Raw genomic sequence first — 10,566 nt, forward strand, 5'->3', positions numbered from 1 at the left:
CCCACAGTATGAGGAATTGCCATGACTGATTCACGACGTCCCTTCGATGCGGCGCAACCGGAGCCCATCGATGATAACGAAGACCGCATGGGTTCGGTGCACGAGCTGGACTTCGACGACGAACAGCCCAGTGCGAAGATCGGCGATGAGCTGCCCGAGCGCGAGCGCGAACAGTTGATGCCCCGTGACCGCGTGCGTGAAGCCGGTTTCACCGGGGCATCGACCGCCGATCACGAGCCCACCGATGATGACCTGAGCCCGGAAACCCTGATCCGTGAGGACGGTGCCCGGGATGCCCACGAACTCGGAGAAGGCAATCAGGCCGATTGGGATTTGAGCGTGGTCGACGAGGACGACATCGGCGGCGGCAACGGGCTGGATGAAGCGGAACTGGCGCGCCGCGATCCGCTGGATCGCAAGCGCTGAGGACTCCTGCCGCGATCAGTCGACGAGCGTGCAGGCCATGACCACGGCATCTTCACGCCCGCCGACCGCCGGGTAGTAATCCCGGCGCCGGCCGATCTCGTTGAAGCCATAGCGCTCGTACAGGCGAAAGGCCGACGTGTTGCTGTCGCGCACTTCCAGGAAACATTCCCGGGCATCGGCGGCGTAGGCTCGGGACATCAGGTATTCGAGCAGGGTCAGCCCGAGCCCGCGACCCTGGTTTTCCGGTTTGACCGTGATGTTGAGCAGATGCGCTTCATCGAGAATGATCTGCACCACCCCGTGGCCCACCTGCTGCTCACCTTCGAACATCAGCCAGATCTGGTACTTGCCCAGGCCGTCGAGAAAAATCCCGCGGGTCCACGGATGACTGTACGCGGCATATTCAATCTTCAGCACAGCGTCCAGGTCCGCCTCGGTCATCGGGCGAAACGATACAGCGTCACTCATTCGATTCTTTCCAGCGCGCCATCAGCCGACGCATGGCTTGCCACACGGCGGCCTTGCGCTGTGGCTCTTCCATCAACAATTCCAGCCCGGGCACGGCCCACGCCAGGCCAAGCCCCTCGATTTGCAATTCACGGTTGAACGCCTCGGCCTCCGCTTCGCCGGCAAAACGCACCGCCGGCAGGCCAATCAGCCACAGACAGGCGCACGGCGCCGCCTCCATCTGCACCGACAGGAAACCCTGGACGAAATCCCGGGCCGCCTCCGGGCCCTGATCCATCGTGCCGCGGTTCAGCCATGGCCAGCGCACCGGCTCACCGACAATCTGCGGCGCGTCCGGCAGGCCCGCGGCACGCAGCATGTCCTTGAGCAACAGATAAGCAGGATCGCGCGACTGGAAGGCTTCGCCTGTGGGTAACTCCACCAGCAGCAGGCAACGTCCGGCGCGCAGCAATTGCAGGGCGAAACGCGGTGGCGGTACCGGCGCCGGCTTGGCCACCACGGGTGTGTCGTCGACTTCTTCGACCGGTTTGGCGCCCGTACGGGTGCTGGCCAGCGAAGGTCGCGGAACCTCGATCTTCGGCCGCTCGACCGGACGCGCGGCCGGCTGCTCCGGCGCTTCGGCCGGGGTTGCCGGAATCACCGGCGCGGCAATCTCGGGCTCGGGCATGTCCAGCAGCTCGGGCCGCGACGGTGCGGCAAAGGGCAATTCGGTGCGCGGCAGCCAGTTGACCACCTGCATGGCGTTCAAATAGGCGCGGCGGCGGGACTCGATTAGCAAGGGTCGGCCACTTGTGGATAACTGAAGTGCGCTGATTCTACAGCCCTTCGCTCAAGATCGCCCGCTGTTGATCGATACCTTGACGCAAAGAAAAGCGACAGCCCGTCCCGAGAGTGAATCGCATCCTTCGTGATGCAGTACAATCGCGGCTTTTAATCGCCAACCAGCCGGCCATTCCGATGATCGAACCCAAGCGCGTCTTGCGCGCCCTCGCTGAACACTGGGCACTTCTGGAGCCACTGTGCGAGCACTTCGACCAGGGCACCCTGAGCCTCAACGAACTGCGCACGCAACTGGCCGCCCAACAACTGGACAGCACGCCGCAGGACATCACCAGCCTGCTCGACGTGTGGATCCGCCTCGACATTCTGGTTCCCGTGGCGAAAAGCCCGAACCGTTTCGAGCTGAACGCGCAGATTCACGACTTCCTCGCCTATCTGCGTCGGGAACACCGTCTGGGCCTGTGCCTGGAAATCGAAGCCTATCTGCGTCACCTTGAGCGTCTGGCCGGTTATATCCAGGATGCGTTCGACGTCCGTGACGGCAATGACCTGGCGCGTCAGTTGCGCCTGCTCGACATGCGCGTGCGCGACGTTCTGAAGAAACTCGACAACGACGAACAGGCGCTGGTGGCCGTGGCCGAACGGGCCAAGACCAGCGACCGGCAGATTCCGCTGCGTCAGCGTTACGCCGAAGTGCTGGCGACCTGGGACGAATACGTCGAGCCGATGATCGATCTGGTGAACGCCGACGGCGCCTTCGAGCAAGGCGTGCGCAAGGTCGAAACCGTGCTGCTGAAGATGCTCAGCGAACAGCAGCGCCTCGGCCATCTGGTCGATGACGACATGCTGCTGCGCACCCACGCGCGCATCCTCGAAATGCAGACCAGCGCCCAGTTGACCCTGCGTCACGCTCGGGAATTGCTGCTGCCGCTGCGTGAAGAAGCGCGCCGGCACAACGCCGTGACACGTGGTGCCGCACTTGCGCTGGCCGCGATCCGCCGCAAAGGCATCGACGCCGTGCCGCAAGCCGCGATGCCGCTGTTCACCCGGCCGCAAAGCACCTTCCTCGGTAGCGCCAGTCAGGTTGAAGCCTACGTCTACGCCCTGGCCCGTTTCGAGCCGAAACCGGCGCGTTTCCCAAAGGCGCACAAGTCGCAGAAGACTGGCGATGCCCCGCGCGCACCGCGCACCGTGCGCGAGATGGTCGACCGCTGCGAAGAATCCCTGCCGATGCCGGACCTGATGACCTGGCTGCTGGAGCAGGAACCGGACGGCGCGACCGACGAATTGCTTTACTGGTTCTCGCGCCTGTCGCGGGAAAAACGCTTCAAGCGCGAGCGTCTGGAACGCCGCGAATACCACACTCACGAGCACCAGGTCAGCCTGCGCTCCTTCGCCCTGCTCTCGGCCGGCGACACCGCCGCCGAGGATTCTGCGAGCATCCCCAATGCATCTTGATCTATCCGAACTGTCTCAGCTGGCGCCGATCTTTCGCGAGCTGTTCAAGGGCTACCACGTCAGCCGCCGCGACCCGGAGCTGTACGCGCAACTGTCGAACTTCCAGGACCAGTACCGCACGCTGTTCAAGGCACTGGGCTTCGAACTGGTCTGCGACACCCGTGGTTTCTATTACTTCGTGCCAGACATGGCGGCTGCGGCGGTGAACAAGACTGCCCAGCGCCTGGCACTGTTCACTTTCATCCTGGTCGAGCATCTGGCCGATCAGGGTCGCGATCCGATCGCCGTGCTCGACGGCGGCAGCCTCGGCCGCGAAGAACTGCCGTCGCTGCTGGAAAAGTACCGCGACCTGTTTATCCAGGCCGAAGTGCAGACCGTTGAAGAGCTGGAAGAAAAAATCATGCGCCGCATGACCCAGCTCGGCTTCGCCAGCGAGGAAAACGGCGTGTACCGTTTCCTGCCGCCGATGCATCGCTTCCTCGACGTCTGCCTGTCGGTCCAGCAAGACCGCGATCTGGCGGCCAGCGTGCACAGCGTTCTGCCGCTGCCGGCACCGGTACTGATTGACGAAGCCGCCGAGGCGAAATTTCTCGCCACCGACGACCCGCTCGATCTATCCGAATTTGAAGAAGAGAGCGAAGAAGACGCACTGGCCAGAGCCATTGCCGAAGAACAGGAGTCCGACGCATGAGCCAGGAACGCTACGGCATCCGCCGCTTTGCCCTTTTGAACACCGCCGGTTACAGCCTCGGCCTGTTCCCGCTGGAAGAACCGCTGTCGGTCTACGGCGCGAACAACCTTGGTAAGTCGGCGTCGATCAACGCCTTGCAGTTCCCCATTCTGGCGCGCATGTCGGACATGAGTTTCGGCAAGTACAGCCTGGAACAATCCCGGCGTTTCTACTTTGCCTCCGACACCAGCTACATCCTCGTCGAAGTGAACCTGCCCCACGGCCCGCACGTGATCGGCGTGGTCGGTCGCGGCCCGGGTGGCGGTTTCGGTCACCAGTTCTTTGCCTATGCCGGCAAGCTCGATCTGGCGCATTACCAGAAAAACGACACCTGCCTGCGGCAGAAAGAGCTGTTCAGCAACCTTGAGAAAGAAGGCCTGAAAGCCTACGAACTCAAGCCGGATGAGCTGCGCCGATTGCTGGTGGGCGGTCATACGTCGATCCCGCTCGATTTGACGCTGATTCCGCTGCGCTCCACCAGCGAGCAGAGCCTGAAGACCTTCCGCGCGCTGTTCATCAACCTGCTGCACATGCGCGAAATCACCGCAGCCAAGCTCAAGCAGCTGTTCCTCGATGCGTTCGAACACAGCCTGCGTTCCGGCAGCGTCGATTACATCGCCGCGTGCGAAGAAGCCTTCCGCGACGTGCGTCGCATGGAACAGGACTACAACTCGCTGGTCGCTGCCGGCCCGTTGGTCGAAGCCTTGGCCAACGGCGTGAAACAGCGCGATGTACTGCGCGGAAAACTGCATCGCCTGTCGCCGCTGCTCGACTCGTTGCTCGGCACCTGGTCGGACTACGCCACGGCACGCAAGGAAGAACTGACCATTCAGGCCGAGCACTTCCGTCGCGAGCAGGACGACCTGCAAAACGATCAGCGTGGCGGCACCCAGGAACTGATGCGTCTGGAGCGGGAAATCTCCGGCATCCAGCGCTGGCTCGGCGAGTTGTCGGTGCTGAAGAACCGCTTCGCGCTGGTCGATGACGTCAAAGTCCTGGAGCAGCAACTGCTGGCGGCCAAAGACGCTCACGACGAACTGGCCGGTGCGCTGGCGCAGTCCCGTCAGTTCAGTGCCGAGGATCTCGAAGAACGTCTTCGCGATCTGGAAAAACGCCTGAAGTCGGTGAAGCAACAACTCGATCACGCCGACAACAACAGCTATGCACGCCTGCGCGAAGAGTTCTCGCAACAGGATGTCGAGCGCCTGATGCGCCTGTTCAACAGTGCGCTGTTCAGCCTGCCGCTGGGCGAACACGGCATCACCCTCGACGACGATGGCGAATGGGTGAAATCGGTCGAGCTGATCCTCGACGGCTTCAAGGGCGAGCGTTTCGAAGTGCCGGGCCTGTCGATCGACATCTCGCACATCGAGCCACCGGCCCTGCAAGCGCTGGCCGACCGTGCCGCGCTGCGCGATCAGAAAGAGCGTCTGGAAAAAGAGCTCAAACAACTCAAGACCCAGCAAGCGGTGGCCGCCGACCGCGCTGCGAGCAAGACCCAGACCGAAGCGCTGTACCAGCAGGTGCTGGATGCGCAGAAAGCTTTGGAAGATTTCCGTCGCACTCAGACCCTGAGCGCCGAAGAAGGCGACAAGCTGGAGCAACTGGCGCAGATGGAAGCCGCGCAGGACGAACTCAAGCGTTCCAGCGATGCGTTCACCGAGCGCGTCCAGCAACTGTCGGCCAAGCTGCAACTGGTCGGCCGCCAGATCGCCGACATGGAAGCCAAGCAACGCACCCTCGACGACGCCCTGCGTCGTCGTCAGCTGCTGCCGGCGGATCTGCCGTTCGGTACGCCGTTCATGGATCCGGTTGACGATTCGATGGACAACCTGCTGCCGCTGCTCAACGACTATCAGGACAGCTGGCAAGGCTTGCTGCGTGCCGATGGCCAGATCGAAGCGCTGTACGCGCAAGTGCGCCTCAAAGGCGTGGCCAAGTTCGACAGCGAAGACGACATGGAGCGCCGTCTGTCGTTGCTGATCAACGCTTACGCGCACCGTACCGACGAAGCCCTGACCCTCGGCAAGGCGCGTCGCGCAGCCGTGACCGATATCGCGCGGACCCTGCGCAATATCCGCAGCGACTACGACAGCCTCGAGCACCAACTGGCGCTGTTCAACCGCGAGATCAACAAGCGTCAGGTGTCCAACCTGCAGAGCTTCCGCATCGTGCTCGCGCCGAACAAGGAAGCGCTCAAGCACATCGACCAGATCATCCACAGCGCCGGTCAGTACGAAGAAGGCGAAACCCTGTCGGTGTTCGACCTGAGCCAAAGCGCCGAGCAGGACAACAAGAACGAAGAGGCCAAGGAATACCTGGCGCGGCTGGTGGCGGCAAACCACAACCAGCTCGGCCTCAAGGACTTGTTCGAACTGGCGTTCGAGATCACAAAGGTCAACGGCCAGCCGGTGATCCACACCGACATCGATGGCGCGGCGTCCAACGGCACCACGATGACCATCAAGGCGCTGACCAACATGTACTTGTTGCTGCACTTGATGGATCGCGACCTGGCCGGTCGCGTGCGCCTGCCGTACTACCTCGACGAAGCGGCGGACATCGACGAGAAGAACCAGGCCGCTCTGCTGGAAACCAGCCTGCAACTGGGCTTCGTGCCGATTCTGGCGAGTGTGAAGCCGCAGGTCTGCGCCAGTGTCGCCATCGACCTGGAAGGCGGCAGCGGCCCGGCCGGCATCTACATCGACGAGGCGGACTGGAAATACATCCGCCGTCACGATTTGGTGAAAGCCACCATCAATGTCGAAGCGGACGAGCCGGAGCTGGATGCGGTTTGATGCTTAACTGACGGGCACAAAAAAGGGCCGCGATCCAATGGATCGCGGCCCTTTTTCATGGGCTCGGGATTATTTGCCGAGGGGGATTTTCGGCGCCCAGGTCAGCCATTCGTCTTCGAACTTGTCGAACAGTGGGAAGGTTTGTTCGGCACGCGCGGGGTTGCCCATCTTCTCGCCGTCCGGTGTGGCGAAGGCGATACCGCCCTGAATCACGGTCTCAAGCGACTCCGTGCGTACGGTCATGCCTTTGAACAGGCCGATATCGAAACCGACACCACTGGTGTTCCAGAAACGGCTGCCGCTGCGCACCAGTGGCGCGTATTTCGGTTCGATCAGGATGTGCACCAGTACGCGATCCGCTGTCTGGCCCAGTTCGTAACCGGTGACTTTGCCTACGGTGATCTCTCGGTAGGTCACCGGAACACCCGGTTTCAGCGAGCCGCGACGGGCAGCGCTCAACACAAGGCTCAAGCCTGCCTCCTGCTTGGTGACTTCCGGCGGATTGGCCAGGGCCACGAAGTTCTTCTGCGGGCCGAGGTTCTTGGCCGCAGGTTGCACTTCGATGTACTGGCCGGTGACCAGGGTCTCCAGGTTCGAGGTCTTGATCAGACCCAACTCCGGTTTGACCACCCAGAACTGACTGCCGACTCGAGCAATCTTCTCCGGCACTTCAGTGATGCGCGCGGTGAGGATTACCGATTGCAGATCATCGGTCAGGTCGACACTTTCGATCTTGCCGACGTCCAGTCCCTTGAAGCGCACCGGGGTGCCGCTGCGCAGACCGTCCGCGCGATCGACCTTGATGGTGACGACGGCGCCTTTCTGATTCGCTTCATCATGGTTGGCGAACAGACGGAAGCGCGGGATGCGTTTTTGTAACGGTGCTTTGGCTTGTGGCGTTTCGAAGGCAATGCCGCCGGCCATCAGGGTCTGCAGCGATTCACTCTTGACCTGAATCCCGCCGGTCAACCCGCCGGTCAGCGTGACACCGCTGACGTTCCAGAACCGGGTCGAGGCGTTCACCAGGTTTTCGTATTCCTTCTCGATGTGGACGCCAATCACCAGTTGTTTGCGGGTCTTGGAGAACTGATAGCTCTGCACCGAACCGACCTTGACCTGCTTGTAGAGGATCGGGCTGCCGACGTCGATCGAGCCTAAGGTATCGGTGAACAGGACCAGGTGCAGGCCGGGTGCGCGCAGATCCAGCGGCGGGGCTTTTGGCCGGGCCTCGAATTCACGTTGTGGCGCACCACCCTTGTCGCCCGGACGTACGGCGATGTAGTTACCTTTTACCAACGCTTCCAGACCGGTAATGCCGGCCAGGGAGATCGAAGGTTTGACCACCCAGAATTGCGTGCCGGTGACCAGATAGTCTTCGGCCAGCGGATCAAGGGTCAGTTCGGCGGTTGCGCTGGACAGGTCCGGGTCAATCTTCAGCGCTTTCAGGTTACCGACCTGAATGCCCTTGTACATCACCGGGGTGCGCCCGGCTTGCAGGCCCTCGAAATCGCTGAGTTTGACCTTCACGCGGATACCGGCGGCGGCCGCATCGAAGTCTTCGTAGAGACGGAACGGCAGGCTTGGATCGGTGGGCGGGCTGTCCTTGCGGTTCTCCGGGGTGGCGAAGGCGATACCGCCGGCGACGATGCTGGCCAGGGATTCGCTGCGCACTTTCACACCGGACAGGTTGGCGTCGATGCTGATGCCGCTGGCGTTCCAGAAACGGGTGTGTTTGCGCACCAGTTTGGCGTAGGTCGGTTCGATGAACACCTTGAGCTCGACCGTACTCTGGTCTTCCGACAGCACGTAACTTTTGATCTGACCGACTTTGATCTGCTTGTAGAACACCGGGCTGCCGCGATTCAACGAACCCAAACGGTCGGCCTTGATCGTCAAGTGCAGACCGGGCTTCGAATCCGATAGCGGCGGCTCTTCGGCCAGTGCCTTGAACTTGCGGGTCGGCTCGCCTTCGCCGGGACTGATGGCGACGTAGTTACCCGATACCAGGGTTTCCAGGCCGGTGATACCGGCCAGGGTCACGCTCGGTTTGACCAGCCAGAAACGGGTGCTGGTCTTCAGGTACTGATCGACATCCTTGTTCATCTCGATGGTCGCGATGACACCTTTGGAGTTGCCTTCATCATCGAGCTTGAGGGTTTTCACCTTGCCGACCGGCATGCCTTTGTAGACCACTTCGGTCTTGTTGGCCTGAATGCCTTCACCGCTTTCAAACCGCACCTGAATCTCGATACCGGTTTCGGTGTAGGCACGCCAGCCGAGCCAGCCGCCGATAATCAAGGCGATCAGGGGCAGCACCCAGATGGCAGACCAGTTCGAAGCCGGTCGGGTTTTCGCTACAGGCAAATCAGTCATGGTCGGCGTCCGACTCCGTGTTATCCCAAATCAGTCGGGGATCGAAAGTGACAGCGGCGAGCATCGTCAGAATCACCACACTGGCGAAGGCGATGGCGCCAAGATTGGCTTCGACACTGGCAAGCCGGCCGAAGTTGACGACCGCCACCAGAATGGCGATCACGAAAATATCGAGCATCGACCAGCGGCCGATGAACTCGATGAAGCGGTACATCCAGATCCGTTGACGGGCGGACAACGGCTGGCGGCGCTGTACGGAAAACAGCAGCAGCGCGATGCCCACCAGTTTGAAGGTCGGCACCAGGATGCTGGCGATGAACACCACGGCAGCGATCGGAATCATGCCGTGCTGCACCAGCTGGATGACGCCGGACATGATCGTACTCGGGTCACCCTGGCCCAGAGAGCTGACGGTCATGATCGGCAGAACATTGGCAGGGATGTAGATAATCGCGGCCGTGATCAGCAGCGCCCAGGTTCGCGCGAGACTATTGGGCCGCCGGGCGTGAACCAGCGCACCGCATCGGGTGCAGGTCTGCACATCGCTGTCGGTATCCTGCCTGTTCAGTTCGTGGCATTCGGTACAGATCAGAATGCCTGCATCAATCGCCCGCATGGGCATCTTCTCCTGATAACGCCTGCCAGATCTGGTGCGGCGACATCACCACTTCGAGCCAGACCTGAACCAGTAACAAGCCGATGAAACACGCCAGACCGAGGCCCACGGTGATAGCCGCCATGTCCGCCAGTTTGACGATCGCGACCAAGACGCCCATGAGGTAGACCTCAAGCATGCCCCAGTCTTTGAGGTGGTGATAAATGCGGTAGAGCAGCAGACCATAACTGCGTCCGATGTTGAAACGGATCGTCAGCAACACGATCAGCTGACACAGCAGTTTCAACAGTGGAATCGCCATGCTGCAAAGGAATACGACAACCGAAACACCGCGCATATCGGTGTTGAACAGACCGATTACACCGCTCCAGACCGTGTCCTGCGACGATTGCCCGAGAACATTGAGCTGCATGATGGGTAAAAAGTTCGCCGGCACGTAGAGCAACAGCGCGGCAATGACCAGGGCGAGGCTGCGCTGCACCACGTTATGACGGTGAGCGTACAGTTCGTAACCGCAGCGTGGGCAGAGGGCTTTTTCGCCGTGAGCAAGCTTGGGCTTGCGCATCAGCAGATCGCACTCATGGCAGGCCACCAAGTCATCCAGCGGTAAATCTGACAGCCCGGGGGCGTCAACCGAATCTGACATAAGGGCTCTGGCTCCGAGAAAGTTGGGATCTATTCTAGTGTTCTGATTCGAAAATAACTGTGCAAATTTGTTCGCTGAAGCGAGCAAAAACTTTCCTGCGGGCAAAACAAAACCCCAACTGCTTTCGCAATTGGGGTTTCGGAATTTAATCTTGACGATGACCTACTCTCACATGGGGAAACCCCACACTACCATCGGCGATGCATCGTTTCACTTCTGAGTTCGGGATGGGATCAGGTGGTTCCAACGCTCTATGGTCGTCAAGAAATTC

General features: G+C 61.0%; 9 protein-coding genes and 1 rRNA gene. 4 read left to right on the forward strand and 6 right to left on the reverse strand.

Going from position 1 to position 10,566, the window contains the following annotated elements; translation table 11 throughout:
- Positions 1 to 21: 21 nt before the first annotated feature.
- Complete coding sequence (locus tag GQX66_RS10350) at positions 22 to 426, forward strand: serine kinase/phosphatase (protein WP_240868689.1); 405 nt, start codon at positions 22 to 24, stop codon at positions 424 to 426.
- A 15-nt stretch (positions 427 to 441) separates the two neighbouring features.
- Here the strand turns inward: GQX66_RS10350 and rimI are convergent, their stop codons facing one another.
- Entirely contained in the window at positions 442 to 894 is a 453-nt protein-coding gene (gene rimI, locus GQX66_RS10355) for a ribosomal protein S18-alanine N-acetyltransferase (RefSeq protein WP_102687513.1), read from the reverse strand.
- On the reverse strand, positions 887 to 1,633 hold the full coding sequence (locus GQX66_RS10360; RefSeq protein ID WP_240868694.1) for an energy transducer TonB: 747 nt from the start codon (positions 1,631 to 1,633) through the stop codon (positions 887 to 889). The genes rimI and GQX66_RS10360 overlap by 8 nt, the downstream gene beginning before the upstream one ends.
- Positions 1,634 to 1,851: 218 nt before the next feature.
- Here GQX66_RS10360 and mksB point away from each other — a divergent pair, with 218 nt between their 5' ends.
- The 3 genes from mksB to mksF are packed head-to-tail and all read left to right on the forward strand — an operon-like array spanning position 1,852 to position 6,660.
- Positions 1,852 to 3,132: an Mks condensin complex protein MksB gene (gene mksB, locus GQX66_RS10365; RefSeq protein ID WP_162803847.1), complete on the forward strand. Its 1,281-nt coding sequence runs from the start codon at positions 1,852 to 1,854 to the stop codon at positions 3,130 to 3,132.
- A complete protein-coding gene (gene mksE, locus GQX66_RS10370) occupies positions 3,122 to 3,823 on the forward strand; it encodes an Mks condensin complex protein MksE (RefSeq protein WP_007951764.1) in 702 nt (233 codons plus the stop codon). The genes mksB and mksE overlap by 11 nt, the downstream gene beginning before the upstream one ends.
- Positions 3,820 to 6,660, forward strand: coding sequence for an Mks condensin complex protein MksF (gene mksF / locus GQX66_RS10375; RefSeq protein WP_240868691.1), 2,841 nt, complete (start codon positions 3,820 to 3,822; stop codon positions 6,658 to 6,660). Before mksE ends, mksF begins: the two co-directional genes overlap by 4 nt.
- Before the next feature lie 69 nt (positions 6,661 to 6,729).
- Here mksF and GQX66_RS10380 read toward each other — a convergent pair whose 3' ends face one another.
- The 4 genes from GQX66_RS10380 to rrf all read right to left on the reverse strand — a co-directional run bounded on the left by GQX66_RS10380 (position 6,730) and on the right by rrf (position 10,560).
- Entirely contained in the window at positions 6,730 to 9,033 is a 2,304-nt protein-coding gene (locus tag GQX66_RS10380) for an MlaD family protein (protein ID WP_085745417.1), read from the reverse strand.
- Positions 9,026 to 9,649 carry a paraquat-inducible protein A gene (locus GQX66_RS10385; protein ID WP_007951771.1) on the reverse strand — a complete coding sequence of 208 codons (624 nt, stop codon included), beginning with the start codon at positions 9,647 to 9,649 and terminating at the stop codon, positions 9,026 to 9,028. Before GQX66_RS10385 ends, GQX66_RS10380 begins: the two co-directional genes overlap by 8 nt.
- Positions 9,636 to 10,295, reverse strand: a complete 660-nt coding sequence (locus GQX66_RS10390) for a paraquat-inducible protein A (RefSeq protein ID WP_007951772.1) — start codon at positions 10,293 to 10,295, stop codon at positions 9,636 to 9,638. Before GQX66_RS10390 ends, GQX66_RS10385 begins: the two co-directional genes overlap by 14 nt.
- 149 nt (positions 10,296 to 10,444) lie before the next feature.
- Positions 10,445 to 10,560: ribosomal RNA gene (rrf, locus tag GQX66_RS10395) — 5S ribosomal RNA — on the reverse strand.
- Positions 10,561 to 10,566 lie beyond the last annotated feature (6 nt).

It is taken from the genome of Pseudomonas sp. B707 (assembly GCF_022496685.1).
GTDB classification, from domain to species: Bacteria; Pseudomonadota; Gammaproteobacteria; order Pseudomonadales; family Pseudomonadaceae; genus Aquipseudomonas; species Aquipseudomonas paraglycinae.

What these genes read in the sequence shown, in the direction of transcription:
- GQX66_RS10390 (WP_007951772.1), bottom strand. Translation starts at nt 10,295, where the DNA reads ATGTCAGATTCGGTTGACGCCCCCGGGCTGTCAGATTTACCGCTGGAT.
- GQX66_RS10385 (WP_007951771.1), bottom strand. Translation starts at nt 9,649, where the DNA reads ATGCGGGCGATTGATGCAGGCATTCTGATCTGTACCGAATGCCACGAA.
- GQX66_RS10360 (WP_240868694.1), bottom strand. Translation starts at nt 1,633, where the DNA reads ATGCAGGTGGTCAACTGGCTGCCGCGCACCGAATTGCCCTTTGCCGCA.
- mksE (WP_007951764.1), top strand. Translation starts at nt 3,122, where the DNA reads ATGCATCTTGATCTATCCGAACTGTCTCAGCTGGCGCCGATCTTTCGC.
- GQX66_RS10350 (WP_240868689.1), top strand. Translation starts at nt 22, where the DNA reads ATGACTGATTCACGACGTCCCTTCGATGCGGCGCAACCGGAGCCCATC.
- rimI (WP_102687513.1), bottom strand. Translation starts at nt 894, where the DNA reads ATGAGTGACGCTGTATCGTTTCGCCCGATGACCGAGGCGGACCTGGAC.
- mksF (WP_240868691.1), top strand. Translation starts at nt 3,820, where the DNA reads ATGAGCCAGGAACGCTACGGCATCCGCCGCTTTGCCCTTTTGAACACC.
- mksB (WP_162803847.1), top strand. Translation starts at nt 1,852, where the DNA reads ATGATCGAACCCAAGCGCGTCTTGCGCGCCCTCGCTGAACACTGGGCA.
- GQX66_RS10380 (WP_085745417.1), bottom strand. Translation starts at nt 9,033, where the DNA reads ATGACTGATTTGCCTGTAGCGAAAACCCGACCGGCTTCGAACTGGTCT.